At 61.5% G+C, this 16173-nt stretch carries 14 protein-coding genes; 2 read left to right on the top strand and 12 right to left on the bottom strand.

Features of this window, described 5'->3' with window-relative positions; genetic code table 11:
• Window positions 1-3 precede the first annotated feature (3 nt).
• From tssK to tssA, 10 genes are read right to left on the bottom strand one after another with little or no spacing between them, the layout of a single operon-like run.
• Window positions 4-1338 carry a type VI secretion system baseplate subunit TssK gene (tssK, locus tag FJ964_RS25130; RefSeq protein ID WP_140552892.1) on the bottom strand — a complete coding sequence of 445 codons (1335 nt, stop codon included), beginning with the start codon at window positions 1336-1338 and terminating at the stop codon, window positions 4-6.
• Window positions 1339-1377: 39 nt separating this feature from the next.
• Window positions 1378-1830, bottom strand: coding sequence for a type VI secretion system lipoprotein TssJ (tssJ, locus tag FJ964_RS25135; protein WP_140552893.1), 453 nt, complete (start codon window positions 1828-1830; stop codon window positions 1378-1380).
• Between the two features lie 3 nt (window positions 1831-1833).
• Window positions 1834-3297, bottom strand: coding sequence for a type VI secretion system-associated FHA domain protein TagH (tagH, locus tag FJ964_RS25140; RefSeq protein WP_140552894.1), 1464 nt, complete (start codon window positions 3295-3297; stop codon window positions 1834-1836).
• A complete protein-coding gene (gene tssG, locus FJ964_RS25145; protein ID WP_140552895.1) occupies window positions 3294-4361 on the bottom strand; it encodes a type VI secretion system baseplate subunit TssG in 1068 nt (355 codons plus the stop codon). The genes tagH and tssG overlap by 4 nt, the downstream gene beginning before the upstream one ends.
• The gene (gene tssF, locus FJ964_RS25150) at window positions 4325-6199 is read right to left on the bottom strand and encodes a type VI secretion system baseplate subunit TssF (RefSeq protein ID WP_140552896.1); all 1875 of its coding nucleotides are present in this window, start codon (window positions 6197-6199) and stop codon (window positions 4325-4327) included. Before tssF ends, tssG begins: the two co-directional genes overlap by 37 nt.
• Window position 6200: 1 nt before the next feature.
• On the bottom strand, window positions 6201-6956 hold the full coding sequence (tssE, locus tag FJ964_RS25155) for a type VI secretion system baseplate subunit TssE (protein WP_140552984.1): 756 nt from the start codon (window positions 6954-6956) through the stop codon (window positions 6201-6203).
• Window positions 6943-7398 (bottom strand): Hcp family type VI secretion system effector, encoded by a 456-nt coding sequence (locus FJ964_RS25160; protein WP_140552897.1) that lies wholly within the window; start codon window positions 7396-7398, stop codon window positions 6943-6945. The genes tssE and FJ964_RS25160 overlap by 14 nt, the downstream gene beginning before the upstream one ends.
• A 45-nt stretch (window positions 7399-7443) precedes the next feature.
• On the bottom strand, window positions 7444-8949 hold the full coding sequence (gene tssC / locus FJ964_RS25165) for a type VI secretion system contractile sheath large subunit (protein ID WP_140552898.1): 1506 nt from the start codon (window positions 8947-8949) through the stop codon (window positions 7444-7446).
• 3 nt (window positions 8950-8952) lie between these two features.
• The gene (gene tssB / locus FJ964_RS25170) at window positions 8953-9492 is read right to left on the bottom strand and encodes a type VI secretion system contractile sheath small subunit (RefSeq protein ID WP_140552899.1); all 540 of its coding nucleotides are present in this window, start codon (window positions 9490-9492) and stop codon (window positions 8953-8955) included.
• A gap of 6 nt (window positions 9493-9498) precedes the next feature.
• Window positions 9499-10671 carry a type VI secretion system protein TssA gene (tssA, locus tag FJ964_RS25175; RefSeq protein WP_140552900.1) on the bottom strand — a complete coding sequence of 391 codons (1173 nt, stop codon included), beginning with the start codon at window positions 10669-10671 and terminating at the stop codon, window positions 9499-9501.
• A gap of 319 nt (window positions 10672-10990) precedes the next feature.
• Here tssA and tssH point away from each other — a divergent pair, with 319 nt between their 5' ends.
• Complete coding sequence (gene tssH / locus FJ964_RS25180; RefSeq protein ID WP_140552901.1) at window positions 10991-13762, top strand: type VI secretion system ATPase TssH; 2772 nt, start codon at window positions 10991-10993, stop codon at window positions 13760-13762.
• Between the two features lie 883 nt (window positions 13763-14645).
• Here tssH and FJ964_RS25185 read toward each other — a convergent pair.
• A complete protein-coding gene (locus FJ964_RS25185) occupies window positions 14646-15260 on the bottom strand; it encodes a methyltransferase domain-containing protein (RefSeq protein ID WP_140552902.1) in 615 nt (204 codons plus the stop codon).
• Between the two features lie 112 nt (window positions 15261-15372).
• Window positions 15373-15675, bottom strand: a complete 303-nt coding sequence (locus FJ964_RS25190; protein WP_140552903.1) for a YMGG-like glycine zipper-containing protein — start codon at window positions 15673-15675, stop codon at window positions 15373-15375.
• 286 nt (window positions 15676-15961) lie between these two features.
• Here FJ964_RS25190 and FJ964_RS31095 point away from each other — a divergent pair, with 286 nt between their 5' ends.
• Window positions 15962-16105: a hypothetical protein gene (locus tag FJ964_RS31095; RefSeq protein ID WP_181172617.1), complete on the top strand. Its 144-nt coding sequence runs from the start codon at window positions 15962-15964 to the stop codon at window positions 16103-16105.
• Window positions 16106-16173: the final 68 nt, after the last annotated feature.

Here is a 16173-nt window from a genome sequence, read left to right on the forward strand (position 1 = left end):
ATCTCACCTGTTCACCGAATAGCAGTCCACCTGCGGCTCGCTTGGCAACACGCCCGAAACGCCGATGACGAAGCCTGGTGCATCGAGCAGCGACGCCCAATGCTCACTTTTCTGGTCCAGCTCGAGGCACAATCGATCGCCATCGTAAGGAATTTCGCGTGGCTGGGAATGAAGCGGTTTCAGCGGAATGCCGGGCAAGCGCGATTTCCACAGGCCCTCGAACTGGTCGGCCGAACCGACGGTTGCCTGATTGACGAAGATCTTTCGCAACGCATCCTCCGACAGCTCAGAACCGACCCGGATGACGATCCGGCTGGCCACCAGCAGTTTCGGGTTGTCGATGCGAACCTTCCAGACATTGGTCGAGTGCCGCATCACAGGCAGGGCGCGCGATTTCGGCTCGATGTAACGCAGGCTGAGAATGAGCGAGCGCAGGGCATCCGCCAGCGCCGAATAAGCAGGGCCGGGCGCCATGTGATCGTAAGCGGGCAACTCTCCCAACCGCCGCGCGCTCGATCCGTAAGTTGCCATCGAACCGGCGAGCCCGGCGAGCTCCAGATAAAGCTCGGCCGGATGGAAGACATCTTGCGCCAGCATGTGAGCCAATCGCGGACGCGCCGCATTGGCGAGATTGAGCATCAACAGATCTTCGACACTGCGCCCAGGCCCGCCCATGACCATCTTGCCATGCGCCTCGGCGATCTGGTCGAGGCCGGTGACAACTTCCAGAAGCAGTTGCCGATACCAGGCCACCGCGCCGGTAACCAGTGCCGGTGGCAGGAAGGCCTCGTCCAGAGAGACGCCGCCATCGGCCCGAACTCCCTTGAGCTCGGCTATCGGCAAGGCGGTGTAGCCCCCGACCGACTTGCCAGGTGCAAGCAGCAGCGCCTGCGGACGGGCGATTTCGATTTCTTCAGGATCCGAACCGCCCTGGACAGCGTCGCGCACGGAAACGATCCGCCCATGATAGCGCGCTCCCGAGGCGGCGGCGTGTGCCGGATCGAAGCCGACACCGCCGGCAGGCTCCAGCGGCAAGGCGACCAGCACCGGCCCTGCGCCCGTGTCGGGGGTGACCGACAGTGGTCGCGGTGGGTCCATCAAATCTGGAATCGAAAAAGGCGTCCCGTCCGGGAAGATACCCCGGGCCGACAGGATCGCGATCTGGCCGGCCTCCAGCAATGCCTGGTCCAGCGCCAGCTGTCGAAAGCCGAACGTATGCAGTTGTCCGGCCTGCAAGGCGCCGCGCACCGTCGCCTCGAAGAAGCGATCCTGCTGCTGGAAATGCTGGGTTCGCAGGAAAAGTCCTTCGGACCATAGCACCCTGTTTGCATCGCTCATGCCGCTACTCTCTGCATTGAGCTCCCCTTGCCTTGGCTGCTAGGCGGAGATGCCGCCGCTGCCCAACGTGACATTGATGGTGAATTGCGATCCCGGCGACACTGACTTGGTTGTCCGCCAGTTCCTGCCGCCAGGTTCGCGGATCAGTGCAACGAAGCCCAGAGCCGTCGCGTCCGGCTCGACCGTGATGGTCTTGGATGCGGATTTTCCCGGCGCAACGGCGATCTGGTCGGACCCGATAAGATCTCCTGCGAGTGCGCTGCCGGCATCCCCCTGCAGCGCAAAGTAGTCAGCGGAATTGAATTTGCCGGTACTTTTCAAGCGCATCACGAGGACCGTCACCGGCCGGTCGCCGCCACCTGGCCCCGGGTTCATCCCGGCCGCGCCGCTCACATTGACGGTGATCACCGACGGCTTTGGCGGACCGCTCTGGCACGCCGCAAGCAGCCCGGTCGCGCCTAGGGCAATCATCAATTCACGTCGGTCGATCATGGCTCACTCCTCCTCATATGCCTCTCGAAAATCAGTACCGATTTCCCCAAGGAAACTTTTTTCCGCGCTCTCGGCAATTTCACGATGGCGTTTCCGATAGAGCTCCCACAGCTTGGCGCCGCGCCCGCCAGAAAGCAGGGTGCCGATCGCCGAATTCGATTTCAGCTCTTCCTCGATCACTGCCGGGTCAAAACGATCAATCATCCGTCGCAAAGCGGCCTGTATGCCTCGCCAGGCGCGCACGTGATGTTGCGCCAGATCGCGAATTGCATCGGCGATTGCCGCCTCACCGGCGAGAAATCCGGGGCTGCGCTCGGCGATAAGCGTCACGATGGCGTCGTCGACCGTGGGCAGAAACTTGAGCGGGTTGACTTCGGAGGCCCCGACCATTGTCTGGGCGACGCGGGCGTTTCCTTTCTCCTCGGTCCGTTTGCGCAGAAGCTGCATGAGGCCTTCCATCATCAGCCGGTACTCGCGGCCGAACTTTTCCATTTCCGCGATGCTGTCGCGCCCGGGGAAATCGGCTTCCTCGACGCCCATGCCGTGCAGGAATGCGGAGCGAAGCGCCATCTCCCCCAGCTGCGCCGTTGCCGCCGGGCGGCCAGGTGCAGAAGCAGCACCTGCGTGCGATGGAGGCACGACATCGGCTGGTTGCCTGGCCAGATCCCAAGGACTGGCGGATTGCGAGGGTTGGGCGCGTTCGCGCTGTCCGGTCGAGCCGGTGCCGCCTGCCGAACTGGGCGTCGAGATCGGTCCGAAACCAAAATCATCGTTGAAATCGGGCAGCTTTCCAGCAGCGGTATCGGCTCCGCGGCTGGGAGAGCGGGATGGGTTGAGGCTGAACGGGTCCGCCTGGTTCGCCGCGTTATCCGGCTCGAGATAAGCGGCCGCATTATTTGACACCGGCGTTGAAACCGGATCGAGGCTGAACGGGTCATCGAAAGCAGGCGAGCTGCGCTGGCTGGCGCGCTCGAACGCGCCAGGGATCGGCTGCTCGAACGGGTTCGGCAGGTCGGCCGGTCGTGGCCGTGGCGGCACTTCCTCGACCTTTGCGGAAAAGAAGTCATCGCCGCCGATGCTCACTGGCGCCCGCGATGCCGGCGGCAGGCGTTCTGCAACCGGCTGGCTGGCCGGGGATGCTTGAGCGGTTGGCGGCTGCTCATCGACATAAACGACATAGTCGCCCAGTCTCAGCCGCATGCCGCTTTGAAGGCGCGTCGACTTGCCCGGACCGAGCGGGCTGTGAGCATCGTTTATGAACAACCCGCTGCTCGACGTGTCGGTAACGAAATATCCGTCTCGCCCGCCTGAGATCTTGCAATGAGCGCGCGAAACGAACATGTCGGGATCGTCGATCTGCCAGCCAGCGTCCGCGCTGCGGCCGATCACCAGCTCACCGTCGTCCAAGCGAGTCTGCCGTACCGCCTGGGTGCGTGGCCCTTGCTCCAGCGTCAGCAGCAGGCTCATGCCGCGACCCTCGCCATTTCCGGCCGCCATCCGACGATTGTCTGCAGCCGCATATCGTCAGCATCGCCCCTTTCAGCGGGCCGCGCAAGCCAGGCGGTTCGGCCAAGTTGTACCGCTCCGATACGGGGCGGCGGCACGGCATCACGCGCAAGCACGATGCGCAGGTCGACATCGAGCGATTCCCCGACCATTTCGCGAACGGCCTGCTTGAACAGTTTGAGCCGCTGACTGCCAGGCAGGAATGCCTTGAAATCATCATACTTCAGCGGGCCGACCCGCAGTTCGATCCTGCTTTGGCGGCTGAAAACGCGTGGGCCGATCGTCGCCCCCCGGCCGAGCGCTGCATAGGCTTTTGCAAGGCAGGTCTGGAGGCCGGCTGGTATAGTTGTCCAGGCGGCGATGAATTCCTTGATCTGTACTGGTACCTTGAAGGCTTCGGCCAGGAACAGCGTCAATCGTTCCGGGCCCTCGACCTGGCTGGCAAGCGAAGCCGCCTGGCGAAGCTTCACCGTATCGAGCTCGATGTTCTGGGTGCCGGGAAGGCCGATCCCAGCCATGGCCGCAAGCATGGCGCGAATGCGCCCACCGACCGCGCGTTCGACCTGTACGGCCGGTTGCGCATCCGCCCACGCCCGATAATAGAGGGCGATCATGCGGTGTTGCAGAATGTTGACGAAGTCCACGAAGGTCGTATCGCTGGTCAGCTGTGCGTCGGCGCCTGCGAACCAGCGCTGCGACAGGCGGTCGAGCACCCAGCGCGTCAGATGCAGCGGCATTGGACCCTCGGGTCCCAACAGACCGAGATTTGCAATCGTGACCCGGGCCGGCTTGCCGTCCATGGCTCCCCGGAAATGAACCAGATCCCGCGCGGAAAAGGCGAGGCGCACATGCTGGCCAAGCCGTGCCGGCTCACGGTCGAGGCGGCCTGAATGGCCGAAAAGGCCGTTGCCCTGTTCGAGACGGCGCAGCAGTTCGAAAAAGTCGAACCCTTCAAACAGAGCTTCGGCGGTGCTTGGGGTGGGCTTGTCTAGATCAGGTAGCGATTGCCGGGCGTCATCGGCCATGGCACATCCTCCTGCTTCTGCAGCAGCCGCGTGCGGGTCCGCACGAAGCCGTTTATTCCGACATAGCGGGCAAACAGCCGCGCCAGCAAGGCCGAAAGCAGCAAGGTGCTTTGGCCGGCCAGGACCGATTCATCGACGTGCAACGTCACCTCAGTACCGCGTCCGAAGCACATCGGCCCATTGATCGGCAGCCGTTCGACGACGGGCCGGGAATCGACGCGCACGATCGAATGGACGTTGCGAGCAAGGCTCGGATCGCCGCGGTCGGCGTAGATGTCGAGCAGCGCATGCAACGGGTCGACGCCGCGGCCATCCTTGGCGAGGCTGACGAAGTTGAGCATGAGCTGTGCGATCAATCGCCAGGCTAGGTCGTCGGCGCGCGATTCACCGTCGGCCCCTGTGGGCAGTGCCGCAGGGACCGCCGGCTGCGGTGGACGCAAGGCTCCAAGAAGCCTGACGGTTTCGACCGGGTCGCCGGCCTCCAGCGTCAACGTCGGACTGTCGTCGAGGATCGGCAGGTCACGATTGGTACAAAGAGCCAGGACGTCGAGACGCTTCAGCGGCCGGTTCGCCGGAGTGGCAAGCGGCCGCGATACGGCCAGGAAAACATCGTCGCCGGTGTATGACGTGCGGGTCAGCCCGTCGCGCCGTTCCTCTTCCGTCGCCCGCCGCGGTCGCCGCTCGGTTGAGTAGACCCAGCCACTGCCGCTGTTCTGCCCCAGGCTGAAGAGTTCGGGAATTTCGGCCTCGTTGCCTTCCGTGTCGGCGTCCTCGACGTGGATGATCCGATAGATTTCAAAGTCGCGCGCGCGCGTTCGGTCTGCATGCAAGACCTGGCGTGTCTTGCGCGCATCGACCTCGACCACGTTGCACTCACGTTCGAACAGATTGATGATCGGCGTTGCGAAAAGTTCGAAGTCCGCCGGCGTCAGATCGGCCAACTCGGGCACCGGACGCCTGAACAGGAAAACGATCTCAAGCCCAGCGTCGCATCGACGCACGATGGGCTGTAGCCCCGAAACGCGCACGTAGTGGAAGCGCTCGGGCATCATGAAGTATTCGCGCAGCAGGCGGTATCCCTCGAATGTCGGGCGGGTGCGCGGCATCAGGGCTTCGTCGTCGCTGATGCCGACCATGTCTGGTGCCGGCAAGGGCGAGAACGGGTTGGTGTTGCCTTGCGCGCGTGCGCCAACGGTCGAGCAAGTGCCGAAAATCGCGTCGAACAGCAGCGACGCCTTGGTGCGCCTTGCAAAATAGAGGTCGAGCCGGTCGAGCGCCAATTCGTTAAGCTTGCCCTTTCCGGTCCGGGCCAGCGTGATGCGGAGCGCCGCCTCGCCGTGCACACCGCCGATCGTGGCTATGCCGCCTGCCGCCAAGGCGCTGCGGTCTTGGAAATAGCTGACTGAATTAATCGCTATCGGCCATAGGGTCACTTCTTGCGCGGTCGAGAAAGTGCAGCGCGTCGACAGGCCGGGCTGCAGGCTGGAAACCAGCCGCGTGTTGCGCTTGACGACATGGCCGTCGAGCATGGTCTGCACCTGCTGGCCCGGCTTTAGCACCACCATCGCCGTTGCTGGCGCCGGCGTGATCAGATCAGGATAAAGGACGTCGAGGACACTGCGCGAGAATCGCGAACGCTCGGCGTCGACCTTCAGCCGGGTGCGCGCGGCAAGGAAAGCTACGCCGTCCAGCAGCCGCTCGACATAGGGGTCCGGACAGGGGACCGTGTCGAGGGAAAGGTTGCGCGCCACCGCCGGGTGCATGTCGGCAAATTCCGCCGCAAGGCCGCGGATATGGGTTAGTTCCTCCTCGTAATATTCGACGAAGACCCTATCCATGTCAGGCGTCCCTGATTTCGGTCCGCGCCAAGCCGTTATCAAGATTAATCGTGGTGCGCAGGCGCATGCGTTCCGGCGTCGGCGTCATGATCAGCACACCGTCAATCTCGATCTTCAGGCCCATGGTCTTGTCGCCAAGGGTGACCGTGACCTTTGTCTCCCTATCCTTGAGGCGCGGCTCGAAAGTGGCGAGCACCGCGCGGATCTCACGCGCCAGCACATCGCGATCAAAGTCGCGCGACGACCGGCCCGAAAAGGACGGCACGCCGTAATTGACCACACTTCGGCGCACCTCCGGAAAGTCGGCAAGCGAAGGTGGGTTGTCCGACACTTGTTCATTTTCCACATCGGACAGAAGCGGTGTGGCCTCGAATCGCTCGGTGTTGAAGAGCGCCTCGATGTCACGCCGCACCGCTTCCCTGAGCACACGGGCCGATACCACCACGCGACGGCCTTCGATCTCGAGGCGGTGCTGGGTCTGAAAGGCAAATCGATGCAGGCGGCGTTTCTGGTCCGCTGTCAGTTCCGCATCCGCATCGATGGTCCGTGCACTGCCGGCAACGAGGCTATCGAAACGATCCGCGCCAAGCTCGTCCCGCAAGACTTGGCGCAGCCCGTCTATCTCCGAGGTCAGGCCTGGCAGGTCATTGACGAGGCGATCCCAAAGCGACGGCTGGACGGCCTCGCTTTTTGCTCGCAAGCTGCCCGTGAGCTGCTGCCTGCCCGCGCCTGGCCGCCGTACCTCACTTGCCGACATAGACATCCATTTCGGCTTCATCATTGCCGTCATAGACGAACTTGATTTTCTTATAGGCGAAGCTGACAGCTTCCTCGATCAGGTCTTCCTCATCCTCGGCCTGCGACATGTCGTACTCCATGATCGAAGCATCGGTGAGGGTAACGACCAGGTAATCCTTGGTCTCGCCATCGATTGTCCTGCGTGCCGAGAACACCACTTCGTCGAGGGCCTTGTTCTCGAACAAAGCCTTTTTCAGATAGGGCGAGGATTTGTCGTAATGTTTGATGAACTTGATCATGCCCATGGACACGCGGCCTCGACGTGAGAGCGAATTCGGGTCATAGGGTGCGACCATCTTGTAGTCGACGCCATGGATTTCGATCTCGTCGTCGTGACCATCGCGGGTGCTGGGGCCTTTGATGTCGGGAACCTTCAGAAAACCGTCAATCTTCACTGGCATTGTCTCTCTCCACCACTTTCAAAACCAAGATGTTGTTGCTGCAGATCAAGTCTTAACGGAGGGCAGTTCCGACACCAGCCGCAACGAGGCGTTGATGCCCTCCAACTGGTAATGCGGGCGCAAAGCGAAGGTGGCATTGTAGTAGCCCGGCCGCCCCTCCACGCTGTTCACTGTAACTTCCGCGGCAGCAAGCGGACGCTTGGCGCGCGCCTTGTCGTCTGCGAAGGCCGGGTTGGCCAACACGTAGCGGTTGATCCATTCCGTCAGCCATATCTGCATGTCGGAGCGCTCCTTGAACGAGCCGACCTTGTCGCGCGCAATCGCCTTGAGATAGTGCGCAAAGCGTGAAACCGGGAACAGATAGGGCAGATTGGCGCTCAGGCGCTCATTGGCCTGCGCATCGGGATCGACCAGCCGCCCCGCCCGTGTTTCGTCGTCCTGTAGCGAGTGCGCGCCGATGAAGGCCGCAAGATCGGTATTCTTTCGATGCAGGATCGGCATCAGGCCAAGCTTGGCAAGCTCCGCCTCACGCCGGTCATCGATGGCGACTTCGGTCGGGCATTTCATCGCTACTGACCCATCATCGGTTGGGAAGCTATGCACCGGCAGGTTGAGGACCGTGCCGCCATTCTCGACCCCGCGGATCTGGGTACCCCAGCCAAACAACTTGTGGCTGCGGTTGATGTTGACGCCCATCGGGAAGGCGGCGTTCATCCAGACATATTTGTTGTGGTCGCCGTGCACCTCTTCCTCGAATGTGAAACCCTTTACCGGAACGGTCTCGGTGCCGTAGGGCAGCCGTGCCAGGACGCGGGGCATGGTCAGGCCGATGTAGCGGGCATCCTCACTTTCGCGAAGTGACTGCCACGAGGCGTAGGCCGCGTTGGAGACGATCTGCTGCAGGTCTTGCGGGTTCGGCAATTCTTGCCAACTGTCCATACGGAACAGGCGCGGCGAGGCAGCCGCGATAAACGGCGTGTGCGCCGAAGCACAAATGCCGGAGATATTGCGCAGCAGACCCACGTCGCGCGGGTGGTTGGAGAATTCATAGGCGCCGATCACACAGCCGATCGGCTCGCCGCCAAGCATCGAATACTCGTCTGTGTAGACTTTCTTGAAGATCGGGCTCTGATCCCACATCTGACCTTCATAGTCTTCGAGCGTGTCGGCCAGTTGCTCCTTGGAAATGTTCATCACCCGAATTTTCAGCTTCTGATCCGTCTCGGTGTTGTTGATAAGATACCAGAGGCCACGCCAAGTGCCTTCCATCTCGCGCACTTCCGGCGCGTGCAGGATCTCGTTGACCTGTGTCGTCAGCACCTTGTCGATGCCGGCGATCAGCGATTTGATCGACTTGATGGCATTGGACGAAATGGTCGTGGTTTCGGAACGCGACTGCGCCGCGAGCGCGAGATTGCGCACGAGTTGCTGCAGCTTCTCGCTGTCGTCCTTCTTGACCTTGAAATCCTTCTCGAGGAGCCCGCTGAATTCTCCAAGGTCTATGGCTTCGGCCTCGGCGGCGACGTCGGCGGTTTTTTGCTGTTCAGCCATGATCTATTCTCCCGCCTTATCGTCGTCGGCCAGCGCCTGGCCGGCGATCTTGCCAAGAAGCGGCTCGTTGTTCAGCAGCTGCGCAATGCGCTTTTCGGCATCGACGCGGCCATCCATGAAGCCCAGCAACTCCTCGAGTTGACGACGCATCTTGAGGATCTCGGCCAGTTGCGGAACCTGCTCGGCGATCTTGTCGGGGGCGAAATCGCCCATTCTGGTAAAGGTGAGATCGAGCGCCAGTTCCTCGTCGCGCTCCTGGCCTTCGGCCTGCGGCAGCGTGTTCTTCACCCGGGCTTTGACCCGAGGCCCGAGCGCCTCCATGAACTTGGGGAAGCGGTTCGCGTCGGTCTCGACAAAGGAGCGGTCCAGTACTGACTTTGACGCTTCCTTGGTTTGCGAAGCGCCGGAAAGGTCGGCCATCACGCCCATGACAAACGGCAGTTCGATCGTCGTCGGGCTGCCATAGGTTTCCACGTCATAGGAGATCTGCACGCGCGGCGCACGATTTCGTTCGATGACCTTGGATTTGCTTTCAGCTGGCATGTGTTGTTACCTTTCATCCTTCTGAGCCGTCTTCTTGACGTCTGGAACACCGGCAAGAAGCCGGAATTCCTTCAGCCCCGAAGGGGCGAGATCTTCCATCAGTTCAACGAAATCCATGTGCACCATTCGGCGCACGCGCCGCGCCAGATGCGGGATCGGGCTGGACGGTTCGGTGCGGTCATAGAAGGCGACCACGAGGTCGAGGCATTTGACGACGTCATCGCGCGACGAGATCCGGTCGGGCAGGCCGCCGCTGCCGGACTCTGCGTTGCCTGCCACGCTTGCCATCGTGTCGGCTCCATAACCGTTGCGAACAGCTGTTGCCGGTTCTGCGGGCGCTTGCACCGGTTTGGCCGCGCCATTCCCCGCGGCGCCGGCTGCCGAATTCCGTTCGAGAGTCGTCAGCAAACGTTGCAGAAACCGCTTTAATTCCGGAACGCTAGCGCCACCGCCTCCAAGGCGGGCGTTGAGGGCGCTGTCGACTGCATCGAGGCCGGCGATCGCGGCGCGGGCGTCGGCGAGGAGCGACATCATTTCTGCCGCGGCCTGTTCGATCTGCGCCGCGCACGCGCTGCGCACCCGGTTGACCAACTGCCCGTGCTCGCTTGCCAGTTTCGCCTTTTCTGCCGTGTTCAGTCCCGAAGCAGCCTCCTGAAGCATGACCCGCTCGTCGAGCGAACCCTTCTCCAGATCCTCGCCCAGGACAGATCCGATGGAACGCGGCGCAAAGAAGGTCATTTTCCGCAAATCTTTGAGCAGGCCATTCTGGCTGTTCTGAAGGTCAGTAAGCGCGTTGATGCGGCGCAATGCGGCGTCGCGCGGCGTGGCGCCCGGTCGCAAGGCCGGATGCATGGTCGCCCAATGCTGATCGAAGGTTTGCGCTATGAGGGTCAGGCCGTCGGCTAGACCGGCCAGGCGGTACTCGTTGGCCAGAGCACGCGTGACAATGACGAGAAGGCGCAAATCCCGGCCGTGTGGGCGCAGCTCTTCGGCCCTTGTGAGCACGGCGGGCCAGTCGATCGGAACGTCGACTTCCGTGTTTTTGCTGCCCCGGAACTCGACCTTTTTCTGCTGCTCCGTCAGGCGCTCCAGCTCATGGAAGGCTGGATCGTTGCGCAAATCTTCCCCTGACGGATTTTCACCGTCGAGCGGAGTAAGCCAAAGTGCGACATCAATCACACAGACCCCCAGCGACCGGCCCTCAACGGCACCTAACCCAACGTTACCACACTGACGTGCCGTACGCCAATTAAGCCGCCGCTTAAAAATTAACGAAAGCTGACCAACCGCGTGTTCGCGATGTGGAGGGCTTGGCGAGACTGCCCAACACAGTCGGTAAAATGCCCCCATGGATGCACGAATTCGTCTGCCGCCAGTGGTCCGAGCTTCCAAAGGCTGACGGCACCGAACCACCGGCGCGCCCGCATCCATCGGGCGCTTTGTCAAGTGGCGGCTTATGTGGCAGGGTATCCATTGGCAGATTGCAGGAGCACGTTCGATGGAACAGCGCCGGTCGTCACAGAGCTTCAAGCGTAAGGAACTGGTCGGCAAGCTCAATCCTGTCGGGGTGCGTGCCTTCAAGGCAGCTGCGGACAGCGCCAAGCTGCGCGGCAATCCTTACGTCGAACTCGTCCACTTCATCGAGCAACTCGTGCTTTCCGATCGCTCGGACGTGCAAATGATCATCGCCGATGCGGGAGTGGATGTCAGCCGGCTCACGGCCGATATGACCCGCGCCGTGGACAAGCTGCCCTACGGCGCCACATCGATCGAGGAATTCTCCGACCACATCTTTCATGCCATCCAGGAGGCCTGGAACCTGGCGACGCTTGAGTTCAACGTCGAGGAAGTCCGCAGCGCGCATATTCTGCTCGCTTGCCTGAAGACGCCGGTGCTAGAAGGCCTGCTGTCGAAGATCAGCGGCGCATTCGACAAGATCGACGCCGACGCGGTGATCGCGCGGTTCGCCGATGTCATGGAGGGCTCACTCGAAGCTGGCACCTCGACCATGACCTCCGCACCACAGGCGCCACGGCGCGCAGCCGGCGGCGATGCGGCGCTGGCGAAATATGCGACCGACCTGACCCAGCGTGCCCGCGACGGCCAAATCGATCCTGTCGTTGGCCGCGACCCGGAGATCCGGCAGATCGTTGATATCCTCATGCGACGGCGGCAAAACAACCCTATCCTGACGGGCGAAGCCGGGGTCGGCAAGACTGCGGTCGTCGAGGGCTTCGCGTTGCGTATTGCCCAGGGCGATGTGCCGCCTATGCTAAAGGGCGTCAGCGTGCGCATGCTCGACATCGGATTGATGCAGGCCGGGGCAAGCCTAAAGGGTGAGTTCGAAAAACGGCTGAAGGCTGTGATCGACGAGGTGCAGTCGTCCGAAACGCCGGTTATACTTTTTATCGATGAGGCCCACACCTTGATCGGCGCAGGCGGCGCTGCTGGAACCGGCGACGCGGCCAATCTTCTGAAGCCGGCGCTGGCACGCGGTGAATTGCGCACCATCGCGGCAACGACCTGGGCTGAATACAAGCAGCACATAGAAAAAGACCCCGCGCTGACCCGCCGTTTCCAGGTGGTAAAGATCGACGAGCCCTCGGAGGCTGTGGCCGTTCTCATGTTGCGCGGGGTGGCCGGCGTTCTCGAACAGCACCACCAGGTCCAGATACTGGATGAGGCCATCGAGGCGGCAGTCGGCCTGTCACACCGCTATATCCCGGCGCGGCAATTGCCGGACAAGGCGGTAAGCCTTCTCGACACCGCTAGCGCCAGGGTCGCCATATCGCAGCATGCCACACCGGCCGAGGTCGAGGACATCATGCGGCGTCGCCAAGCGCTGGAGGTCGAGCACGGTATCATCGATCGCGAGGCGGCGATCGGCATCGACGTCACCGAGCGGCAGGCACGGGTCGAAACCGGACTTGACGAAACAGAGGTCACACTGATCGCTGCGCAACAACGTTGGGATCGAGAAAAAGTCCTGGTTGCCGAGATACTTGAATTGCGTGCCCGGATACGGGGCGATGGTATGCCGCTCGATGCGGCAGAAACGCCGGAGTCCGAAACAGCAGATGCCGACGCCTTTGAGGCTGGGCTGTCTGAGACCGAAATGATCGAAGACAAGGTATCCAGGACAGAGCTCGAAATGCCGGCTGTTGCCGAGCAACCTCCACGTCCGGTCGCCGATCTTGCCCGTCTGCGCGAACTCATGGCCGAACTTGCGGAGGCACAAGGCGAGGCGCCGCTGATCCTGCCATCGGTTGACCGCAATGCCGTGGCTGCGGTGGTCCAAGACTGGACTGGCATCCCCACTGGGCGGATGCTGTCGAGCCAGACCGAAAAAGCCCTGCGGCTGGCCGTCACTCTGTGCGAGCGCGTCGTCGGCCAAGATCATGCCATGGAGATGATTGCCAAGCGTGTACAGACCAGCCGCGCCGGGCTTGGCGCGCCGGAAAAGCCGGTGGGCGTGTTCCTTCTTTGTGGCCCCTCTGGTGTCGGCAAGACCGAAACGGCACTGGCCCTGGCGGAGACGCTTTATGGTGGCGAGCAGAACCTGATTTCGATCAACATGTCGGAGTTCCAGGAGGCGCATACTGTCTCGACCCTGAAGGGTGCGCCGCCCGGCTACGTCGGATATGGTAAGGGCGGTATCCTGACAGAGGCTGTTCGACGCAAGCCCTATTCGGTGATCCTGCTCGACGAGGTCGAGAAGGCGCATCCCGACGTCCACGAGATCTTCTTCCAGGTTTTTGACAAGGGCATGATGGACGACAGCGAAGGGCGGCGCATCGACTTCAAGAACACGTTGATCCTGCTCACCTCGAACGTCGGCTCTGAAGTCATCATGGACCGGACGAGGAACGGCACGGTTCGGGCCGGACTAGACGATCTGGATAAGGCCTTGCGCGCGCCTTTGCTGAAGGTTTTTCCTGCGGCGTTTCTCGGACGGGTGGTGACCATTCCTTACTATCCGCTCTCTGATTCGATGATCGAGACGATCACTCGTCATCAGTTCGCCAAGATCGCCCGCCGGTTGCGTGCAACCAGTGACGCGGAACTGGTGATCAGCGACGGTGTCATCGATCTGGTCAGGGCACGGTGCACGGAGATCGAATCCGGCGGGCGGATGATCGATACCATCTTAACCAACACACTTCTGCCGGAATTAAGCCGCGGCGTGCTCAACCGGTCGCTGGAGGGTGAGAAGATGACGAAGGTGACGGTCGGAGCCTCCGAGGGCGGCTTTACATATTCTTTCGAGTAATGATTGGATTATGGTTTGCGCATTGGACCATCTCTCGCCACAGATTGGCATGGCGCTCGCAAAGGAGTTCTTTTCTTCGAGGAGGCGACTAGACCGTCTTCCTTTGTCGCTTTCCATCGTGGTCCCCGGGTGTGCTCATCCTAGCCCCGGGATTATACTGAATGTGAATATGCGGAAACATAGGCCCTTGGTCGTTCACGAGGACTAAATACTTTGCCTTGCCAAGCTCAGAATTAAGTTCCTGCTGTAAGAAGTGCCCCAAAAGGATTGACAATATACCTGTCCCACGATCCGCCAGCTTTCTTGTCCTAATATCGATTGCGTTACCGGAATGATGAAGGGACCAACGAGAGTGATTATACCACTCCTTTCCAGCGGTGAGCTCAAGTTCAAGGTGCCTCGGCGCGTATTGCTTAAAAACACGTCGAATTATCGGAATGGCCTGCTGCATTGGCGGACTTAGCCCGCTTTCGATCGTTCTCTGCCTCATCGCAATCTCCGTAAAAAAGACAGCGTCATACCTGTACCACAATTTCCACAAGCACGCTTGATCTATGAATGCCCAGGCCCAGAGCGCCCGCATCAGTCCGGCCTGAGCGCACGAACCGGCCGCGGAATCGCCTTACACTGCCCGGTCGGACGCTGGCTGCGGATGCCCATGTAGGCAGCACGGCGTCCGATGCCGACCCGGTCGGTGATGGCTGTCATTGACCATCCAGATCTCGCCGATATGGGTGGAAACGAACGCCGAGGTCGAGCGTGCGCTGTTAAATGGTGACCTCTCACCGCTACAGACGCGGCGCGTGCCATGCGAAATGCGCCGGAGCGCAGTGCGTCACCCACTCTTTGGCAAGAAGTTTCAGCTCGCCGGCAAGGCTTGTCGTCACCCCCGTTTTTTGGCGAACGCCCAAACCATCAGCGGGTACTCCTCATCGTTGCTGAGGTCGCGCCACAGTCCATACGCCCGTACCGGGCCGCCGATATGGGCCTTGGCGCATGCCTTATTGCCCCAGCCGAACGCCTGAACATCATCTTCGGCGAAACCGCCTTCAATCATCAACTGTCTCAGCCCCGCCGGTGTCCAGCGGTTATAGTCGTGGGGGCGTGCATGCACCCGGAAGAGGAAGGGCGTGGCCACCATCGCCCAGCCGCCGGGCTTGGTCATGGCGTGGATGTTGGCGGCCGCTGTCATCGGGCGCTGCACGTGCTCCAGCACCTGGTCGGCGATGACGATGGAATATTGTTCTGGTGTGCGGTCCTTGCAGATATCGAAGTCCGGAAAGTCGACGGAGCGATAATTGGGGCAGAGCGCCCGCCAGTAGCGGTTCCAGCCCGGCGAAATCTCGATCACGTCCCGCGACTTGCGGTTGGCCGCTTCAAGGAACATGGTGAAAGCTTCGATCTGACGGATGCGCAGCCAGTTGCGGCTGTCGTAGCGAAGCAGCCGCTTTGCGGCATGTCGGCTTCGGTTCCTCAGAGCATCGGCAAGGCTTGGCATACTCGACCTCCTCCTGCCCGCTGAGAATCTCCCTATCGCGCAAATCGTACAAAAGAATGACAGCGAGAGGGAGCCGGCGCCAATGCACCGGCTCCCTCGGTGAGCAGCTCAATCAATAATTACCGTCGCAGGGCGCCGTATAAATGCGGCCGGAGCGATCCTGGTAGCGGCAGAGCTGCTCGCCGCGGCGCTGCGGCGTGGTGGCTGAGCCGACCACGGCGCCGAGCAGTGCACCGCTGGCCGCGCCGATCACCGTGCTCTTGGTGTTTCCGCCAATCGCCTGGCCAACGAGCGCGCCGCCGGCGCCGCCGACCAATGCGCCGGCAGTGGCCCGCTGCTGGCCTTCGGTTTGCGTCTCGCATCCGGCGAGCGCCGCGGTCATCAGCACCGCGAGTATGGCCTTCTTGATAAACATCACTCGAACTCCTCTGAAGCCCGGGCGACAGACAGGCTGGGGCGAACAAGCCCCGGAATGCGGTCGCATTGCGGCGGAACGGCGGCAGAGCCCTCTCACGAACTGAATCAGGGTTTCCCAGCCGTTGAACGCCTTGGTTGCCAAACGGGAAAGATCCTCTTCGCGAGTGTAACCACCAGGCGTTCAGCTGATCCTCAACGGCACCAGCACACCGCCTTCACAACTTGCCGATCCTTCGACGCCGCGGCAGCAATTCGTTGGCATAGATCCCATGGAGATGGCGGCTATGGAAGCCGAGCTAGCCGACGTGTGCGGCGAGTATCAGACTGCCGCGGCACTCAGTGGCGTCTGGAATCTCGAACTCGTCGCGGCCAGGGGCTACCTGGACAGGATCATGCGGAACGTGCGGGTGATGAAGTCCCTGGCTTAGAATTTTCCAGAGCGGTTTGCGCAGTTCCAATCGATCCTGGAGTCCTCGATTTCATCATCTCCAACATG

Source organism: Mesorhizobium sp. B2-3-2 (assembly GCF_006442295.1).
GTDB lineage: Bacteria > Pseudomonadota > Alphaproteobacteria > Rhizobiales > Rhizobiaceae > Mesorhizobium.

Excerpts from the sequence above, each read along its gene's own strand:
- tssH (WP_140552901.1), top strand. The coding sequence starts at position 10,991 with ATGGAACAGCGCCGGTCGTCACAGAGCTTCAAGCGTAAGGAACTGGTC.
- tagH (WP_140552894.1), bottom strand. The coding sequence starts at position 3,297 with ATGAGCCTGCTGCTGACGCTGGAGCAAGGGCCACGCACCCAGGCGGTA.
- FJ964_RS31095 (WP_181172617.1), top strand. The coding sequence starts at position 15,962 with ATGGAAGCCGAGCTAGCCGACGTGTGCGGCGAGTATCAGACTGCCGCG.
- FJ964_RS25190 (WP_140552903.1), bottom strand. The coding sequence starts at position 15,675 with ATGTTTATCAAGAAGGCCATACTCGCGGTGCTGATGACCGCGGCGCTC.
- tssC (WP_140552898.1), bottom strand. The coding sequence starts at position 8,949 with ATGGCTGAACAGCAAAAAACCGCCGACGTCGCCGCCGAGGCCGAAGCC.
- tssK (WP_140552892.1), bottom strand. The coding sequence starts at position 1,338 with ATGAGCGATGCAAACAGGGTGCTATGGTCCGAAGGACTTTTCCTGCGA.
- tssE (WP_140552984.1), bottom strand. The coding sequence starts at position 6,956 with ATGTCGGCAAGTGAGGTACGGCGGCCAGGCGCGGGCAGGCAGCAGCTC.
- tssB (WP_140552899.1), bottom strand. The coding sequence starts at position 9,492 with ATGCCAGCTGAAAGCAAATCCAAGGTCATCGAACGAAATCGTGCGCCG.
- FJ964_RS25160 (WP_140552897.1), bottom strand. The coding sequence starts at position 7,398 with ATGCCAGTGAAGATTGACGGTTTTCTGAAGGTTCCCGACATCAAAGGC.
- tssF (WP_140552896.1), bottom strand. The coding sequence starts at position 6,199 with ATGGATAGGGTCTTCGTCGAATATTACGAGGAGGAACTAACCCATATC.
- tssG (WP_140552895.1), bottom strand. The coding sequence starts at position 4,361 with ATGGCCGATGACGCCCGGCAATCGCTACCTGATCTAGACAAGCCCACC.
- FJ964_RS25185 (WP_140552902.1), bottom strand. The coding sequence starts at position 15,260 with ATGCCAAGCCTTGCCGATGCTCTGAGGAACCGAAGCCGACATGCCGCA.
- tssJ (WP_140552893.1), bottom strand. The coding sequence starts at position 1,830 with ATGATCGACCGACGTGAATTGATGATTGCCCTAGGCGCGACCGGGCTG.